The organism is Mucilaginibacter sp. P5_A6, from assembly GCF_056400585.1.
The window spans coordinates 1-19,762 of record NZ_JBFUKZ010000033.1 but is presented as its reverse complement, the minus strand read 5'-3'; the positions used below and the strand labels follow the sequence as shown (position 1 = coordinate 19,762).

Sequence of the window (19,762 nt, the reverse complement as noted above, 5' to 3'; positions counted from 1 at the left end):
TTATTAAGCTAACCACATTCATGCTCAAATGTTTGGTAGATTTATCGAATTATTACTTGTTATTTCTTCATAAATCTTTATATTTCTATTGCTTTTATTTTGAATTTCAGGATAATAGTGTAAACCTATTTCAGGACAAGACACACCTGCACGGGCAGGTATTTATTGGTGAGAGTTAGCTTGATGTCACTTTATAGTTTTGTAAAGATTGCCTGGTCAACAAAACTGCTTTTACCATTGCTGATGGCTATTGCCTTAACCGTTACATTGGCCGAAATAGTAACAGGTTGGCTGTACAACGTAGAATTCGCTGTAGGTATTGACCCATCCAAGGTATAGTAAATTTTTGCATCAGCATCAGCGCTTTTTATTTGTATGCTCATGGGCGTTTTGAATGATTTGGATGGTGCTATGATATAAGGGTTAGCAACGATGAGGCTATCGGTTATCTGTGAAGTTGGCCTTTCAATATCCTGAATGAATATTTTATTGGCCAGTTTGCCTGCAAATACCTCAAACTCTCCGCCGTCGGCAATATCAGCAAAGTTTAAGTATAGTTTATTGTAGGCCTTTTTGGCAAGGCTCATTCCCTGCAGGTAAATATTGCCTTTGTCTATGCTTGCACCGGGATTGAGGATGGTGAACTGCTTCCCGTTCTCTAAATTAATAACAGTCTTATCAAACTGTGGTACACCCACCTGGAATTGCTGTTGCCCCGGTGCAATGTTATAAATCCCCAATGAACTCATTACATACCAGGCCGACATTTGTCCACAATCTTCGTTGCCTGCCAAACCATCAGGTTTATTACTGTATTGTTCGCGAAGTATGCGGTCGATATAAAACTGGGTTTTATCGGGCGAATTGGTAAAATTGTACAGGTATGCCATGTGGTGACTTGGCTCGTTACCGTGGGCATACTGGCCTATCAACCCGCTTACATCGGGAATATCACTACCCTTTAGTTTTGATTCGGTAGTAAACAATTCGTCGAGTTTGGCTTCAAAAGCGTCCTTACCGCCCATTCTTGCCATCAGGCTCTCCACATCCTGCGGCACAAAGAAGGAGTATTGCCATGAGTTGCCTTCGGTATAATTACCATTGATCTCGGCAGGGTCGAAAGGAGTAAGCCAGCCACCATTGCTGCGGGCCTGCATAAAGCCGTTCTGGTTATTGTAAACGTTTTTCCAGTATTGAGCCCGCTGGATGTATTCGGTATAGTCCTGTGGTTTGTTCAGCAATTTAGCCATTTGGGCTATGCACCAATCGTCGTAGGCGTACTCTAATGTTTTGGATACAGATGCCTCTTCCAGATCAGATAATACGGCACCATTCTTACTATACACGTCCAAACCAAACTGGTTACGGTTCACAGCTGATTTCATGGCGATAAAGGCCCTGGGCGCGTCAAAATCGCGGATGCCCTTCGCGTAAGCATCTACAATAACAGGAATGGAGTGATTGCCTATCATACAATAGGTTTCGGTACTGGCTAATGGCCATATGGGGAGTAGCCCGCCCTGGTCATACATCGTTAAAAAGGATTTAACAAAATCGAGTGTGCGTTTCCTGTCGATCAGGGTAAGCAAAGGGTTTTCTGCCCGGTAGGTATCCCACAAAGAAAATACGGTGTAATAATTAAATCCCTCTGCTGTATGTACCTTTTGATCTAAACCGCGGTATTGGCCATCAACATCATTATAAATGTTGGGTGCCAGCATGCAGTGGTATAAAGCAGTGTAAAAAATAGTTTGCCTGATCTTTGCATAATCAACTGCCTTTACTTTTTTGTCGGCGGGCATATTGCCATAGGGGTTATTAATGTTGCCCTGGTTATTAAGTTCAAATTGTTGCGAAGACGATGGTCCGCCGCCTTCAACCTGGATTTTATTCAATTCGGCGTTCCAGGTTGCTTTGGCTGCCTTTTGAACTTTTTTAAAGTCGAAATTGGGTACTTCGGCATCCAGGTTCTTTAAAGCACCTTCGGTACTTACTGCCGAGATCCCTACTTTAGAGATCACTTCTCCGGGGTTATCAAATTGAAGGTACATTTTGATGTTTTTGCCTTCAGCCTTGTTTTTGCCATCCTGCACTTCATCATTGCTGGCTATGCCGTATGTTTTAAATGATTTGGAGAATTTTGCATAAAAGTATACCTGCTGGTCATTTGCCCACGACTTCGATTTACGGTAACCGCGAATCTCATGATTGTTCACCACTTCTATCCAGGAATCAAGTACTTCATCACGGTGTTGCAGATCTATAATGATATTCGCTTTTTCGGTATTTGGATAATTGTAACGGTGAACACCAACGCGTGTAGTTGCGGTAAGTTCTACGCCTATGTTGTATTTATCAAGCTGGGTTTTATAATAGCCAGGGGTGGCTACTTCGTTCTTCTTTTTAAAAACGGAGCGGTATTCGGTATTTTTAAACTGTGGATCGCCGGTAGTGGGCATAAATAATACATCACAATAATCGGGGATGCCGGTTCCGCTTAAATGTGTGTGCGAAAAGCCGTAAACCACCGTATCGGTATAATGATAGCCCGAGCAGCCATCCCAGCCTTTAAGCCGTGTATCAGGACTAAGCTGTACCATTCCAAAAGGCATAACCGCGCCGGGATAGGTGTGCCCATGTCCGCCGGTGCCGATAAAGGGATCAACCAGTTGAGCAAAATCTTTATCTTTTCTTTTTTGTGCCGATGAACTTAACGCGGAAAATAACAGGACTGCAGCTATAAAACTGCGAAAGATGATACGCATACTTGGCATATTAATTAACCTTAGGATATAATTACGCAAATTAAAACTTAAATGGTATATAAATAAGAAAATCGCCCAGTATGCTGAGCGATTTTAAATCAGGGGTATTATGCGTTACGAACAACGCCTATTTTTTTCAATAGCTTTCGGTTTTCCCGGCGATGGATTAGCCGGTGAACTATAGCATATATGATAGGCAATATCAATAAAGTTAAAATGGTTGATGTAACTAAGCCGCCAATAACCACAATAGCTAATGGCTTCTGCGTTTCGGATCCGATACCTGTTGATACAGCTGCAGGCATTAAACCTATGGCTGCCATCAGGGCTGTCATCACCACAGGCCTAACCCTGCTTATTACACCATCTAATATGGCTTTGTCAAGCGGAATGTGTTCTTCCAGGTTCTTTTTGAAAACAGATACCAGGATTACGCCGTTTTGAATACATACCCCAAACAAGGCTATAAAACCAATACCTGCCGAAATACTAAAGTTAGTCCCCGTTATGTGCAATGCCAGTATACCGCCTATCAATGCAAATGGTACGTTCATGATCACCAGTGTAGCATCCTTGGCATTACCAAAGGTGATGAACAGAATAAGGAATATAACAAGTAAACAAATTGGTACCACGTGGGCTAATGTTTTTGATGCTCGTTGTTGATTTTCAAACTCACCCGCCCATGCATATGAATAGCCATGATCCAGCTTTACTTTTGAGTTAACTTTTTGCTGTGCCTCGGCGATGGTACTGCCCAAATCGCGACCTCTTATTGAAAATTTCACGGCTATGTAACGGGTGTTATTATCCCTGTATACAAATGCAGGGCCGGTTGTTGTTTTGATGGTAGCAATCTCTTTTATCGCTATTTTTGATCCGTTAAGGGTAGGAATCATCAGGTTTTCAATCTTATCCTGCGTATCCCGGAATTGTTGCTGATACCTTATCCTGATATCAAACCGGCGTTCGCCCTCATATAATTCAGTTGCAGCTTTACCGCCTATGGCCATTTCAATTACTGAGTTTGCATCGGCTGTTGATACACCATATAGTGCCATTTTACGCTGATTCAGTTCGATCCTGAATTCAGGTTGGCCTAAATTGCGCAAAATACCAAGGTCCTCAACGCCTTGAACTGTTTTTAAAATACCCAGTACGCTATCTGCCTTGTGATCAAGGGTTTCAAAATCTGGGCCGAATATTTTTACAGCCAATGATGCATTAACCCCAGCTACAGCCTCGTCAACGTTATCGCGGATAGGTTGGGAGTAGTTGAATACAGCACCAGGTATTTTGGTTAACTGTTTATCCATCATGTCTATTAGCTCATCTTCGGATATGCCTTTGCGCCATTCTTTTTTGTTTTTAAGATCCACCTGGATCTGCACGTTAAAAAATCCTTTAGGGTCGGTACCGTCATTGGTGCGGCCAACCTGGGCCAGGGTTTGTTTTACTTCGGGGAATTTTTCCAGTATCTGCATCATTTTTTGATTGATGCTTTCCGCTTCATTTAAGGAAACACTCATCGGCAGTTCGGCCTCAACCCATAGGGCACCCTCATTTAGGTCGGGTAAAAACTCCGATCCTAAAAACCTTGCCGAGAAGAAGGTTACTGCCATAAAGGCTACCGCGACTATAAGACTTAGTTTTTGATTTTTATAGGTGAAATTAAACATGCGGCGAATGCCGTTCTCAAAGAAGATGACAACCGGATTGTGCTTTTCTTTTACGTTTTTTTGTAAAAGGATGCTTGATAGGGCAGGTACCAGTGTAAGTGTAAATATTAGCGCCCCCAGCAAGGCAAAGCCTAAGGTATAAGCCAATGGCGAGAACATTTTTCCTTCAACCTTCTGGAATGCGAAGATGGGGATTAAACAGGTAATAATAATTAGCTTTGAAAAGAAGATCGCCTTACCCATTTCGGCACCTACATTTTTAAACAGGCCCAGTTTGGCAAGGCCGTTAAACTTTTGCATACCTACTTCTTTGGCCTTATGATCAAGGGCCACAAAGATGCCTTCAACCATTACCACAGCACCGTCTATGATGATACCGAAATCAACCGCCCCCATCGATAATAAGTTGGCGCTCATCCCTTTTATACGCATACACACAAAAGCAAAAAGCAATGACAGTGGAATGATTATGGCAACTGTTAAAGTAGTGCGCCAATCGGCCATGAACAGGAATACAATGACTGTTACCAGGATAATACCTTCGCAAAGGTTATGGATCACCGTTTCGGTACAAAAATCCATCAGGTTGGTACGGTCGTAAAAGGTATCTATCCTGACATCCTTTGGCAGGACATTGTCGTTCAAATCTTTCACCTTGTCACGGATGCGATCCAGAACCTCGGCCGGATTCTCGCCTTTGCGCATCACAATAATACCCTCCAGTACATCCTGCTGCCTGTCGCGGCTTACCTGGCCTAAACGGGGCAAACCACCTTCCTTAATATCGGCAATATCTTTTGCCAGTATAGGTACGTTGTTAACATTTTTTATGATGATGTTTTGGATCTCTTCGATGTTGTTGATAACCCCGATACCGCGTACTACATAAGCCTGGTCATTCTTTTCGATCACATCGCCACCTACGTTAATGTTACTACGGTTTATTGCTGTATAAACATCCAGGGAGGTTAGCCCATATTTTTGTAAAAGGGATGGGTTAACGCTTACCTCGTAGGTTTTTTCCTCGCCGCCAAAACTGTTCACATCGGCAACACCCGGAACGGACTTGAACTGCCGGTCCAACACCCAATCCTGTATAGCGGTAAGTTCGTGGATTGATTTGGTATGGCTTTTAAGGGTATAACGGTAAATTTCGCCGGTTGGGCCGTAAGGTGGCTCAACTTCGGGCTTAACACCGTCTGGCAGGTCGGCATTGCCTAAACGGCTTAGTACCTGCTGGCGGGCAAAGGCATCGTCCACATCATCGTCAAAAATAATGCGTACGTATGATAAACCAAATGCCGAAGTTGTACGCAGGTTAGCCTTTTTCTGAACCGAGTTTAAAACGGTTTCCATCGGGATGGTAATCATTTTCTCCACCTCTTCGGCACTGCGGCCGGGCCATTGAGCAATAATGATGATCTGTGTATTGGTTACATCCGGGAACGTCTCGATAGGCGTGTTCATGTAACTCCATATACCAAGCACAACCAGCACCAGTGTCATAAAAAAAACAAAATAACGGTGCCTTAGCGAAAAGTAGATTATATTTTTAATGAATTTATTCATTGGAGTAATAGTATCAAGTAGTTAGTATCAAGTAGCAAGATTAGTATCGGGTAGTTAGTATCAGGTAGCAAGTTTTTTATTCGACCTTGGCCTTAACCGACAGGCTCCGGGTCTTGATACTTGATACTAACTACTTGATACTATATAGATTAATCCCCTGTTAAAGCATCATATAAAAGCAAACCATTTTTGGAGATTACTTTATCGCCGGCGTTAATGCCTGATGCGATGTATGTTATATCATCTACCGTTTTAATTACGCTTACCTCACGTACCTTTAAATCGGTTTTGCTGTTATAAACCACTACAAAATTTTTGCTGCTGTCAAATATTACCGCTTTTGCAGGTACTGATACTGATGTGGCCGCATCGTTATTGGTAATAACCACGTTGGTAAACATTTCTGGTTTCAAAAGCATATCCGTATTAGGCAATACCACTTTTATCTTCATCACCTTATTATCAGGATCAAGTACCGAGCTTACAGCATCAATTTTACCTTCGAAAACTTTACCGGGGTAAGCTATGGTTGTTACTTTGGCTGTGTAGCCGGTTTTAACTTTGCTGATGTCAGATTCAAACACATTAGCCCAGATCCAAACATCTTTCATGTTTGATATGGTGAACATGCTGCCATTATTATCCTGGCGGATAAAGCTGCCTGTGGTTACATTTTTTTCGACGATGTAGCCACTTTCGGGAGCCTTTATCACTAAAGTACCACCCGGATTTGTATTACCGCCTCCGTTGATGGCTATCTGCTGTTGTATTTTCCTGTTGGCAGCCTCGGCTTTGTTGTAATTTTCTTTGGCTTCGGTATAATCGCGTTCGCTCGATATTCCGTTTTTATATAGGTATTCGGCTTGTTCAAGCTGGCGTTTTGCAATGGATAGGTCTGATTTTGTAGTAGTAAGGTCCGTATAATTACCCGCCACATCGGCACTTCGCATAATGGCCAGCGTTTGACCTTTGCTTACCTTATCACCCAGGGAAACCTTCACGTCCAATATTTGTCCGCTTGAAAAAGGGAAAACTTTAACAACGGTGTTTTCATCATTTGATACCTCGCCCGATAAGGTGAGCTCGTTTTTTATCGTAGTTCTTTTGGCGGTATCGATGGTAATTATTTTAGCCATCGAATCGCTTACAGATACTGGTTTGTTTTCGGCAACAGGCTGTGTTTTTCCTTTACAAGCAGCCAAAAACAGTAAAGCCGAAAGAGCAGGTATCAGCGTTTCTCTTTTCATCATATGTAGCATAAAGTGTTTTAAGATTTAATTATAGTTGTCCCGGTGGCAAAATTCAGATCAGCAATTGCTTTTTGCAGGTTATATTGTTGTTGTAGTATTTTAAGCTTGGTATCCTTATAGGTGTCAAAAAAATCAACAAATTCAACCAAGCTAATTTGCCTTTGCTGAAAACCTTTGAGCATGCTGCCAAACAGTTTGTCATATTGTTCATTAAACTCCAGTTGCTGGGTTGAAAACAACTGCTCGTTTAATTTATACTGGTTTACAGCCGCAACCACATCGTTTTTAAGTTGAAGTTCGTTTTGCTTTAAGGTACTCTCCTGACTTTGGATATTGTATTTAGCCGATTTAATATTACCCTGGTTACGGTTAAAAAAGGGTAGAGGAAAGCCAATTTGCAGGCCATAATAGTTTCGGGCATAGCTGCTATTTTGATCATATGCCGCACCAATAGTAACATCCGGAACAGCCAGGGCTTTTTGATAGGCCAGGTTATGCGTGGCCGAACTTAGCTGATATTGATTTGATAAATAATCGGGCCGGTTGGTTTTGGCTTGTTCTATCAGTGTTGGAATATCAAGCGCTACAGTTTCTGCCGGTTTATCATTTATGAGGGGATAAACAAAGGCTGTTTCTTTAGTTTGCAGCAAAGTTTTTAGCTCGGTTTGCAAATCGTTTATCTGTCTGTTGTTTTCCACCATGTCGTTTTGTAAGCCAAAAAGCAAAGCTTTAAGCCTGATGAGGTCCTTCATAGAAGTATTACCTGCATCAAATGATTTTTGGATAGCGCCGACCAGGTTTGTTGCGGAGTTGATTTCATTCTGGTAAACCTTTTCCTGTGCATTTAAGGTAGCCAGCTGACTAAAATCCAATTGCAGGTTATAACGCAGGTTACGCATCAGGTCGGCAAAGGCAGCTTCCTGAACTTTGGCATCGTCTTGTGCCACCTGTACTTGTTTGCCGCGTTTACCGGCAGTGGCAAATACCTGGCTAAGCTGAACAAATACCTGGCCGCCGCCATTGTTATGGTTAAAAAATTTGCGGCTGCCACCATCCCATATATTCTGATCGGTGCTCAATACAGGGTTATCCCAAAGTTTAGCTTGCTGTATCAGTGCTTTTGATGCCTCAATATTATACTTTTGAGCCAGTAAGCTCAGGTTGTTTTCTAAAAACTGTTTTTCGGCATCCTGGAAGTTAATTTTCAGCGTATCAGTTTGGGCGCTGGCCCGGCTTGTATTACAGAAAAAAAATATAACTAATAAAAATAGCAGGGTTTTCATTTTACACATAATCATCTTTCAATTCAACGCTACAAAAATTCATATCGGTTATGAATTTTCTATGAAGAGGGGGGAGATGTGCGGAAGTGTAAATTATAGATGTGCAAATTATAGATGTGCAGATTTCGGATATTTTAGGGGGAGACCGAATAAATAGGGTTGGAAAAAGAGGAAGATTCAATATTCAAATGCGGAATAATCCGGATTTTTTGATGCGCTTTTCCCGATACCGAAGTGATACCGTTCTTACACCTTTGGTATACCTTTGAAACACTTTGCGTATACCTGCCTATCACCTGTTGTTACCCGGTTTTTATGTCTTTTATCTCTGTAACTATTTGATATGTAGTAGTTTGATTCGATTGTTTGCTTGCGGCTTCTGTAAGGAATAATTAAGCTGGGGAGTTATAATCGCCTCATACAAATTTACGAAAAATGAGAAAAATATCCAACCGGGGATGTGCAATTTTTTACCATGGATTTGTTTTTTACCGCTGTTCAAGAATGCTTTGCCATTACAGATGTGCGATTATTTCGATAAATTGATAAGTAAATTTTACAATTTTAAAACCAAATAGATCGAAGGCAATTTCCCCTAATGACTAATGACTAATGACTAATGACTAATGACTAATGACTAATGACTAATGACTAATGACTAATGACTAATGACTAATCTTAAACTCATCCGCATCCTTTAGGAAGGGCAGGGCTCTTCGTGCTTTTTTCACCTCATCGGCAATTATCGAGAAGGTATAAACATCATCTTCGTCGCGTTTGTAATAAACTACATTGCCATTAGGATCGATACAGGTAGAATCGCCTGAATGGTAAACTTCATTACCATCATGACCAACACGGTTCACGCCAATTACGTAGGCTTGGTTCTCAACAGCGCGGGCAGGTAACAGGGTGCGCCAGTGCATAGCGCGGCGTTCGGGCCAGTTGGCAACTACAATGAGCAGGTCATAGGGGTTTTCGGCAATATTGCGCAGCCATACCGGGAAACGCAGATCATAGCAAATAACAGGGCAAATTTTCCAGCCATTCAGGTCAACAAAAAGCTTTTTTGTACCCGCAGTATAGGTGTCGTTTTCTTTAGCTAAACCAAACAGGTGGCGTTTGTCATAATGCTCGTAAGTACCGCCTGGTCGCATCCATATTAGGCGGTTGTAGTATTTGCCGTTTTCTTTTATAATGATTGTTCCTGTAACTACACAATCATACTGCTGCGCAACCTGGTGCATYCATTTGGTGGTTTTACCTCCCATAGGTTCGGCAAGCCGTTCGGCATCCATGGTAAAACCAGTGCTGAACATTTCAGGAAGGATAATGAGATCCGTTTTTTCGCGAATACCGCCAGATAATCGCAAGGAAATGTTCTGTAAATTTTTATCAGTATTTTCCCAGAAAAGGTAGCCTTGAAAAACAGTTATTTTAAGATTATCCATAAGCGTTTTTAAGTCGATAGACCATGGTCAATGGTCCAAGGATGTTGTAAATGTATGGACTATCTAATGTCCATGATATTGAATTATTGAAAGTTATAAGGTAAAACTATAAACTATAGTCCAGTTATCCTAAATTTAAACTTTCATTAACCTATCAACGGCTTTATCTAAAGTTTCTTGTCTTTTGGCGAAACAAAACCTTAAAACGTGATGATCGATACCCTTGCTGTAAAAGGCAGAAACAGGTATGGATGCCACCCCAAACTCCTTAGTTAAACGCAATACAAAATCCGCATCTTTCTCGTCGGTGATATTTCTGTAACGTACTGATTGAAAGTACGATCCGTAGCAGGGCAACAGCTCAAACCTGGTTTGTTGCAGTCCATTACGGAAGTAGTCTCTTTTTTGTTGGAAAAACTCGGGCAAGCCTAAATAAGTTTCCTCATTTTTTAAATACTCAGCAATGGCATATTGTATAGGTGTGTTCACGGCAAATACCAAAAACTGATGAATTTTTCTAAACTCCTGCATCAGGAAAGCAGGCGCCATGCAGTAACCCACTTTCCACCCGGTAGCATGAAACGGCTTACCAAATGAGGCTACTATGAAACTGCGCTGCTGCAATTCAGGGTAGCGGGCCATGCTGTGGTGGGTTTGCCCATCATATATCAGGTGCTCATATACTTCATCGCTTAATATTAAAATATCCTGGTTTTTAACCAATGCGCTAAGTTCATCAATATCCTCCTTGTGTAAAATGGTTGCCGTTGGATTTTGCGGCGAATTAAGGATGATCATTTTTGTTTTTTGGTTGATGAGCCTTTTCACCATATCCCATGCAATGCGGTAATTGGGTGGCTCAAGCGCCAGCGATTTTACCACGCCGCCCATCAGTTTAATAGCAGGCGCGTAGCAGTCAAAAGCGGGTTCAAATATAATAACCTCGTCATTTGGATGAATCACGGCGCTTATGGCTGTAAAAATAGCCTGTGTGCCACCTGCAGTTATGGTTATCTCCGTATCCGGATTATAAACCGCGCCGTAAAGTTTTTCGGTTTTTTCGGCTATCTTTTCGCGCAGGCTCAATATACCGGCCATTGGCGCATATTGATTGTGCCCATTTTTCATGGCCTGGTTAACCAGTTCAATCAACTCAGCCGAACAATTATAATCAGGAAATCCTTGCGACAGGTTTATGGCACCAGCCTCATGGGCCAGGGCAGACATAACAGTGAATATAGTTGTGCCGGTTTGTGGTAGTTTTGAAACAACAGGTATCATCTAAGGGCTAAAGTACGCAAAAAACCACAAATCAATGTGCGTAATACTACGTGTTTTTAGTTTTCTGAAAGTATTTAGCTTAGTAAGAAAAATAATATTGCAGGCGTGAATGTGTCAATACACTCCCTGTTGCCGATAATTTGCTTTAGGCCGGGGCTTTGAAATGCATGTGCATTGGTAACCTGAACGCGGACAGCTATCGGAATTTACCAGGCCCAATTGCACGTTGTTAATTTAAATGACCCCGGCATGCTGGTTATGATTAACTGGATGCAAATCGTATAAAAAAATCATTATATGTGCTAACATATGATTTCAATTTCGCATTTTTATACTGGGTATTAACATATGCCCATCATTGTTATGAAAAATGCATTTGTAACAGGGTTGATCCTTGGGATCCTGAGCGGAACCTGGCTATTTGTGATGCGGTCGTTTGGATATAGGAGTACCGGTAACCATGTAACCCCCATTGAATACTTATCGGTACTGATACCGCTTTTTGGAGTTTATTTTGGTGTGAAAAGCTACAGGGAAGATGAAAAAAAAGGCGAGATCGGCTTTTTTGATGCATTATTCCAAAGCTTTAAAATTTTACTGACAGGTGGTATTTTTGCCTGTTTGGCCGGACTTGTTTACATCAATTATTTCGACATGGGAAATGAGCTCTTTGCATTTTCGGGCCGTTTATTTGGCGGGCTTGCGATTGGTATTTTAATTTGCGTTGGGGTATCAGCCGCTTTAATGAACAGATCTAATAAACTGAATTAATTATTAAACTTTACCTGTTAAACCTGAAGATAGCCGCATTTTCATTCTTTTTGCCCAAAATCAAATCATGAATGATTGCTGCTGCTATTACGCTAAATGTTATACCATTACCTCCAAAACCTAATGCAAAATAAGTATTTGGCCGTTCGGGTATCGAACCAATGTAAGGCAAGCCATCGCTGGTTGATGCAAAAGCGCCCGCCCATTTAAAATCGGGCACTAAGGGAATGTGGGGCATTTTTTTCAGGAAAGCGTTCCGCAGCATTTCCGCTTTCCTGTTAATGATTGATGGTGCAATATGCGGACTATGGAAAGGGTCATCACGGCCGCCCACCAGGATGCGGTTTTCGCTCACCACCCTGAAATACATATAAGGCGTTGCAGTTTCCCACACAAGGCTGTTCTGGTGCCAGAAAAACTCATCCGAAACTGGTTCCGAAACCATAGCATAGGTTGAATTAATATCGGCTATTTTTTTGGGGATATAATGCAAGCTTTCATAGCCGCAGGCTATCACCAGTTTTTTAGCTTTTATTTTCAGGTCATTAATGGTATGCAAGGTAACACCTGCCCGGGTGTATTCAATATCATTTATAGGAGTGTTATTATAAACCCTGTGCCCGGCTTCCTGGAAACTGTTGAATAAGGCATGAGTTAACAGGTAAGCATCAACTTCGCCGGCATCTTTAGAAAATATGGCTCCCGGCGCATCAAAACCAAATTTTTTAATAATTTCTGCCTTCTCCAGCCATTCTACTTTAAAATCGCGCTTTTTGCGTAACGCATACTCTGCTTTTAAATCAGCTAAATGGGTTTTAAAACTTGCGTATTGCAAACTTGGCCGAAAATGAAAATCAAAAGCCGGTTTAAACGATTTGCACAGATCGCCGATATCATAAATTGCCTTACGGCAAAGTTCATAGCTTTTTACCGCATCCGCTTCACCAACCATGTTTTTTAGCTGCGTTAACGGGGTATCAATTTCATATTGCAAAAAAGCGGTGCTGGCCGCAGTGCTCCCCATAGCCGCGTGGTTTTTATCAAATACAGCCACGCTTAACCCCGAATTGCGCAAATGCCAGGCAGTTAAGGCAGCGCTGATACCGGCACCCATAATGGCTACATCAACCTGCACATTGTTTTGTAAAGAAGGGTAGGAGGTAACCAGGCCATTCTTCATGAGCCAATAAGGATGCTGCTCGTAAAGGTTCATATATGATTTATAGGGATGTGCAGGAACAACAGTGTACATTATTTTATGTTTCAAACATTTGGTTTAGCTATAAATGCTGCTCAAAATACATTGGTGAAAAAAATATTTAAACCCAAACCTGTGCAAATGAATGCATTAGGATTTAAGTTTAAACTTCTTTGAAAAAAAGTTTTGCAAGTTGATTTAAAATCCTACTTTTGCAAACCCAATCGGGAACGGGATGTAGCGTAGCCCGGTATCGCGCCACATTTGGGATGTGGAGGCCGCAGGTTCGAATCCTGCCATCCCGACAAAATGCGATACCACGAAGTATCAAAACCCTGTAAATGTCTCATTTACAGGGTTTTTTGTGTGCGCCCGGCACGGGCGCAAGCTGTAGGGTGAGAGTCCCGAACGCGCCTTGATAGTTGGAAGCGTTAACCAAAGGCAAGGGTGTCGTGGGTGACTGCGAATCTGAAGGAAGCCGGCGGTAAATCTCTGGCCTGACGAACAGGAAGCAGATCAGGCAGTTGCATGCGGGTGAGTTTGCACAACAAAACAAAGCCGAAAACTATCCAAGGCATGCCGCTGTAAATCTGACAGGTGTATGGAGAGAAAGCTTGCGTTCTTACCCGGGGAGATCTGGTAAATAGTGGACGGAGGGAGAAGCGCGTCCCGAAGGAGCAAGAGCATGCAGAGATGCAGAGTTTGTTTATCAGAAGTCAGCAGAGGCCATAGTATCCGTTAGCTAACGGAGAAGGGCTGAACATTAAACGTCCAAGGAGTAGCTCTGGCAATGGGATCATCGTAAAGAAAGCAGAAAACTCCGGATGGAGAGCTTCCCTGTGTACGGATATGCTGGAAGCAGAAAGGTAACAGGAAGCGCCGAACGATGACTTGAAAGAAGGAAAGAAACGAGGAAACAGAAAAAAAAAGTGCAGACGAAATGCTATTGGAGGAAATCACCAGCAACCCAAACATGCAGGCGGCCTACCGACAGGTCACGGGAAACAAGGGAGCAGCCGGAGTAGACGGCATAGGAGCAGGCGGCTTTCCGGGTCAGCTTAAAGCCGAATGGGAAACAGTCAGGACTAAACTTGAAACCGGAACGTATCAGCCGCAGGCTGTAAAACGTGTTTCCATCCCAAAATCCAATGGGGGCGAACGCAAGTTAGGCATCCCTACGTACATGGACAGGCTGATACAGCAGGCTATATCGCAGGAGCTAACTAAAATGTATGATGCTGACTTCTCTGAAAACAGCTATGGGTTCCGGGCGGAAAAGAATGCACACCAAGCTTTGCAAAAGGCAAAGGCGTACATTAATGCAGGCTACAGCCATGTAGTCGACCTTGATCTGGCCCAGTTCTTCGACCGTGTTAACCACGATTACCTGATGAACGAATTGAGCCGGAAGATACAGGATAAGCGAGTACTTAAACTCATCCACAAAATCCTCCGCGCAGATATTCAGGAACAAGGAAGTCTAACCCCGTGTAAACAGGGCGTTCCCCAGGGTGGCCCGTTAAGCCCGTTGCTATCCAACATTATACTTGATAAGCTGGATAAGGAATTGGAGAAACGAGGCCATCGGTTTGTACGTTATGCAGATGATGTGAGTATCTATGTCAAAAGCAAACGTGCAGGCGAACGTGTAATGGAAAGCATAAGTACCTATATAGAAAAGGAACTGAAGCTAAAGGTTAACATAGAGAAGAGTTCAGTGACGCGCCCATGGTTTAGTAAGCTGTTAGGCTTCACTTTCTACCACAAGAAAGGAGAAAAAGGCATATCGGTACATCGAAAAAGCATCGCAGCTTACAAAGAGAAAATCCGGCAGATAACATGCCGTAGTAAACCTTATGCAATGGATGAGCGCATGATGCAAATCAGGCGGCTAAACCATGGCTGGGGGAATTACTTTAAGCAAAGCGAAGCAAAATCAGTATTCGAACGACTGGACGAATGGGTGAGGAGCCGGATACGATTGTGTTACTGGAAACAACCCAAGGCACGCATCGGCCAACTGAAAGAATTGGGCATAAAACGGAGCCAAGCCTATCAATGGGGCAATACCCGAAAAGGGTACTGGCGGACGGTGCATAGCCCAATCCTTACAAGAGCGTTAAATAATGCCTTTTTAAAGCATGCGGGCTTTGTAAGTCTAAAAGACATCATAACCCCGCTGAAAACTGTTAATGTTTAATGAACCGCCGTATGCCGAACGGCACGTACGGTGGTGTGAGAGGACAGTAAGGGAAATAATCCCTTACTTCCTACTCGATTGCCTTGAGTCAACCAAAATATACACGAATTCGCAAAAAAAAAACACATCAAGCAGGATTTTTGTACGAAATTTGGTTATCTGATCAGCGCAAATCATTCAAGCCACCAAAAATCTCTAACACCTCATTAAAAAATAGGCGTTAGAGATTTTTGGCAATTTTGTGAAATAAATTAATTGATTTCTTTGTATTTAACTTAAATTTTCACAAATCCCCATTGCTGATTTTTGCCGCCATAGTAATCATTTTGGTCAACCGCATTACCATTGCTGAATGGATCCCCATTATTCCCTAACGTAACTTCGAGAGCTTTTCCGCTATTTACGTTGATGATTTTATAGAATCCATCGTAGGTGGGCTGAATTAACCAGTTTTGATTAACACTGCCAGTACCTGAGTAAGCCCACATATCCACGGCACCGCCATTAGCGACAGACCAATTCAATACCTCCAAACATTTCCCGCTAACATGCATAGGCGTTAACAGGTAGCTGCCATTTGCAGCAGATTGCACTTTAAATTGCTGATTTGCCCCGGTTAAATAATCCCATTGATCTGCCAGCGACCCATTAGCAGTTCCCCAACCGTGAATCTCTAAAGGCTTAAAACTATACCTATTGATAACCTGGTACACACCACCAACCTGAAATGTTTGGGACGCGCTAGTTTGTGCCCCTTGTACAAGGGCCGTTAAATCCTGTTGATCTTGTACCGCGTAGGTCGATCTGTTTATGAGCGAACCGGTGTCCCAAAGAAATGGAATCACACCATTGGCCAATGCCGTGTGCATATTGAAATTAAACCAATACGCCCTGGAAGCAAGATTGAAGTTTAAAGAGTCTCCGGAAAGGCTCCGGGTCACAGCTCCAAATTCACCCATTATTATCGGGATGCCTTTGCTAACAAACTTTGACTGCAAAGCTTGGAAATATCCGGTCTGGGTCGATTCCTCACCCCAGTAAGGATTGTGCGCAACATCGAAGGTGGAATGATATCCCGAACCCCAATAAAAAAACCTGTTGCCCCATGTTTCGTCTTTGTCCATGATACAGAAGTTGTATGGACTATATTGATGGACTTCCACCATTAAACGGTTGGATGCCGGATCTGTTGGCATCGTGGTCATCAGATTGGGCGTTTGAACAATATCAGCTCCGTTGGGCCCCTGGACAACTAGGGTTCTGTAACTGTTGCGCCCGCCCGTTGACCTCACCGCGTTGATAAACGTTTGATGATAAGAAAGTAGAACACTCATTGCGGCGGCAGTATTTCCGCCAGGTTCGTTCGCGCTGGCAAATAGCAGGTGTTGGTCAAAACCACGCAGTTGTGTTGCAATTTGTTCCCAAAGTGCTTTTTGTTTGGCGTTGACGGCGGCCTGCGCAGTGACGGTATCATTTCTCTCCAACCAGCCACCGTCGTAATGTATATTTAATATCACATACATGCCATCGTTAACGCAGTATTGCACAACCTGCTGCACACGAGCAAGCCAGGCCGGGTCTATTTTTGCGGTTGTTGAATCTGGTACATGTGACCAATTCCAGTTGCAAGGTAGCCGTATTGCGTTAAAACCCCTTTGTTTATAGTTGTCAATCAGCGCCTGGGTAATATTGGGATTTCCCCATGCGTTTTCGTTTCCGGGAGCCTCCAGCGTGTTACCAATATTAATACCTAACTTCATGTTTGCCGCAAGTTGAGGTGCTGTACTGGTCATTCCTGTTTGATCGGGCGCAAGCGGCGAAATGTTGTAACTCGGATAGCTKGTGGCGGTCAGCGTTTTGGTGCTCGTTTTAACAAACGGTTTAACATCCGGAGAAGCGATTTGTGGCTTCGTGCACCTTGTCAATGCTGGGATTGCAAGAATGCATAAAAAATAACTTAAAGTTTTCTTCATAAAAAAAATGGTTAGGTTGGCGATATTTAAATCTGCCGCTATTAATAAATTGGTTAATTGCGTGTGAAGGTGTCAGGCAACCAGGTAAAATGAGGATATATTTATTATTGCCTTTAAGGTTTATATAGGTATTGGTGCAGGCAGTTATGTTGATAACTGCCTTTAGCCAACGGGGTATTAAAAAAAATAATGATAAGGCAATTGCCGATCCGCATAAGGCGGAGTTTAACATTAGTTTCATTTTTCGATAGGATAAAACGGGCCTGAACCGGTTTATTTATTTAATTGGTTAAATCTTGTTTTCGATGCAGAAGGACAATTAATGAAAACAATGCAATTAAAGTCAACATAATACAGCCGTTGAAACAACAGGCATGTTTTAGTTAGCAATAGTTGAATTGGTACCAGGTTTATTAATTGAGTAGTAAAACTACAGAAGAGATAATTTAATGATGGGAGATAAAAGTTAGAAAATAGGGAGGTAAATGTTTTTTTTAAGAAAAATCGTGGGTTTTGTAGGTGTTTTGTATAAACAGTTGTCATATCTGAAGTAGAATTTATAAAATGGTGTAGAGAATCTGTGTTAACTACTTAATAAACTATAACTAAGAGTGTTTCACCACTTTTTTTAAACGACAACCTGTAACAAGCCTTATTTCAGGGGGAGTTCGGGCATAGCCCGTACCATAGCATCGGCAACTCGTTTGTTTCAGAGGAAGGTTATTTATTTTCCGCAGATCTAAAGGAATTGCCACTTTTATCTCGTTAATTATGAATTTATCTTACTTTTATGCTATATTAGTGTACCGGCTTGCTAAAGGGCCAGGTTCCTGATTTCGAAGATCTCAACTAAATTTTAATGCGTTTAAAACTTTATATTGTCGTTTCAGCATTGTTTTTTGCTTACACGAACAATTTTGCGCAAAACAGCCAATACCAGTTTTCGCGGCTCAATATAAGCAACGGGCTATCTCACAACCGGGTTAATTGCATATATAAAGATCCCAAAGGCTTTATGTGGTTCGGCACGGCTTCGGGCCTTAACCGTTATGACGGTTATACTTTTAAAGTATTTAAGCACGACGAAAATAACAAAAGCTCCATTAATAACGATTTTATAATGAATATTTTTGAAGGGCCCGGCAAAAAATTATGGATAATAACCCCGGCTGGATATTCCTTTTATGACCCCGAAACCGAGCAGTTTAACAATGACGTATCGTCGATGCTCTATGCTTGCAAACTTCCCGGGTATCCGTTCGTTTCCAAGATACTTCACAACGGCAAAGGCGATTTCTGGTTTTTGTGTCCCGGTTCGGGCCTTTACAGGTATAACGAGCTGAAAAAAACTGCCACGCGTTATTATCATCACCATAGTTCCAGCCCATCATTATATTCAAGCTTGGTTACAGATATGGTGCTGGATGCAACCGGCAATATATGGCTTGCTTATGACGACGGCGTAGTGGAGTTATTTGATGTAAAACGTAATGCAATTACCTACCATACTGATATTTTTAAAAAAGCAGCTAATAATAAGGGCAGGGACTACTCGATAACTATTGACAGTGAAGGCGATCTTTGGGTGTATAATCCGAATATAGACTCCCGTGCCTATTATTACAGCCCCCGGACGGGACAGTTCCGGCAAATTTCAAAAGAATCAGCGGAGACACCGCTTACTTCGAACATCATTACTAATATTATTCAAGCCGATGACGGCCTTATCTGGATATCTACAGATCATGGCGGAATAAACGTATTGGACAAGAAAAGCCTCAAAATTACTTATTTACTAAATAGGGAAGATGATGCAAAATCATTGGGACAGAACACTTTATGGCTTTATAAAGACAACACCGGCATTATGTGGGGTAGTACGCTCAGGGAGGGGGTAAGCTATTATCATAAAAATATTATCAGGTTCCCGTTATATAGGCACTTTGCCTCAGATCCCCGGAGTCTCAGCTTTGAAGATGTTAATAAATTTGCCAGGGATAAAAAAGGTAATATATGGATCGGGACCAACGGGGGCGGCTTAATTTATTTTGACCGCAAAACAGGCAGGTTTACCCAGTATAAACACGATCCGGGAAACCCGAACAGCCTCAGCAGTGATATTATTGTCAGCTTATGTATCGACCATGACCAGCAACTATGGATAGGTACCTATTTTGGCGGGCTGGACCATTTTGACGGAAGAAAATTTATTCACTACAAACATAATGACGAGGTGCCCACGAGCATTGCTGATGACCGGGTATGGAGTATCCTGGAAGATTCATCAAACCGGTTATGGATAGGCACTTTTGCGGCGGGTTTGCAAATATTTGACAGGGACA

At 42.3% G+C, this 19,762-nt stretch carries 11 protein-coding genes and 1 tRNA gene; 4 read left to right on the top strand and 8 right to left on the bottom strand.

All coding sequences use genetic code 11. The annotated features are described in order from the left end of the window. Window positions 1-191: 191 nt before the first annotated feature. From AC1DO4_RS25475 to AC1DO4_RS25450, 6 genes are all read right to left on the bottom strand, one after another. Window positions 192-2,765, bottom strand: coding sequence for a GH92 family glycosyl hydrolase (locus tag AC1DO4_RS25475; protein ID WP_477420550.1), 2,574 nt, complete (start codon window positions 2,763-2,765; stop codon window positions 192-194). Between the two features lie 107 nt (window positions 2,766-2,872). Then, on the bottom strand, window positions 2,873-6,013 hold the full coding sequence (locus AC1DO4_RS25470; RefSeq protein ID WP_477420548.1) for an efflux RND transporter permease subunit: 3,141 nt from the start codon (window positions 6,011-6,013) through the stop codon (window positions 2,873-2,875). 149 nt (window positions 6,014-6,162) lie between these two features. After that, a complete protein-coding gene (locus AC1DO4_RS25465; protein ID WP_477420546.1) occupies window positions 6,163-7,263 on the bottom strand; it encodes an efflux RND transporter periplasmic adaptor subunit in 1,101 nt (366 codons plus the stop codon). A 17-nt stretch (window positions 7,264-7,280) separates the two neighbouring features. After that, window positions 7,281-8,546 (bottom strand): TolC family protein, encoded by a 1,266-nt coding sequence (locus AC1DO4_RS25460; RefSeq protein ID WP_477420544.1) that lies wholly within the window; start codon window positions 8,544-8,546, stop codon window positions 7,281-7,283. A gap of 665 nt (window positions 8,547-9,211) precedes the next feature. Further along, window positions 9,212-9,997: a nitrilase family protein gene (locus AC1DO4_RS25455; RefSeq protein ID WP_477420542.1), complete on the bottom strand. Its 786-nt coding sequence runs from the start codon at window positions 9,995-9,997 to the stop codon at window positions 9,212-9,214. Between the two features lie 135 nt (window positions 9,998-10,132). After that, on the bottom strand, window positions 10,133-11,278 hold the full coding sequence (locus AC1DO4_RS25450) for a methionine aminotransferase (RefSeq protein ID WP_477420540.1): 1,146 nt from the start codon (window positions 11,276-11,278) through the stop codon (window positions 10,133-10,135). Between the two features lie 348 nt (window positions 11,279-11,626). On the opposite strand from AC1DO4_RS25450, the gene AC1DO4_RS25445 reads away from it, so the two are divergent. Continuing rightward, the gene (locus AC1DO4_RS25445; protein ID WP_477420538.1) at window positions 11,627-12,049 is read left to right on the top strand and encodes a DUF4199 domain-containing protein; all 423 of its coding nucleotides are present in this window, start codon (window positions 11,627-11,629) and stop codon (window positions 12,047-12,049) included. 10 nt (window positions 12,050-12,059) lie between these two features. Here the strand turns inward: AC1DO4_RS25445 and AC1DO4_RS25440 are convergent, their stop codons facing one another. After that, the gene (locus tag AC1DO4_RS25440) at window positions 12,060-13,301 is read right to left on the bottom strand and encodes an NAD(P)/FAD-dependent oxidoreductase (RefSeq protein WP_477420536.1); all 1,242 of its coding nucleotides are present in this window, start codon (window positions 13,299-13,301) and stop codon (window positions 12,060-12,062) included. A gap of 177 nt (window positions 13,302-13,478) precedes the next feature. Here AC1DO4_RS25440 and AC1DO4_RS25435 point away from each other — a divergent pair. Both AC1DO4_RS25435 and ltrA read left to right on the top strand, forming a co-directional pair. Continuing rightward, window positions 13,479-13,552 (top strand) — tRNA-Pro (locus AC1DO4_RS25435). 635 nt (window positions 13,553-14,187) lie between these two features. Further along, window positions 14,188-15,447: a group II intron reverse transcriptase/maturase gene (gene ltrA / locus AC1DO4_RS25430; RefSeq protein WP_477420534.1), complete on the top strand. Its 1,260-nt coding sequence runs from the start codon at window positions 14,188-14,190 to the stop codon at window positions 15,445-15,447. A gap of 275 nt (window positions 15,448-15,722) precedes the next feature. Here the strand turns inward: ltrA and AC1DO4_RS25425 are convergent, their stop codons facing one another. Next, window positions 15,723-17,420, bottom strand: coding sequence for a cellulase family glycosylhydrolase (locus AC1DO4_RS25425; RefSeq protein WP_477420532.1), 1,698 nt, complete (start codon window positions 17,418-17,420; stop codon window positions 15,723-15,725). Window positions 17,421-18,279: 859 nt separating this feature from the next. Here AC1DO4_RS25425 and AC1DO4_RS25420 point away from each other — a divergent pair. Then, a partial coding sequence (locus AC1DO4_RS25420) for a ligand-binding sensor domain-containing protein (RefSeq protein WP_477420530.1) occupies window positions 18,280-19,762 on the top strand: 1,483 nt, incomplete at its 3' end.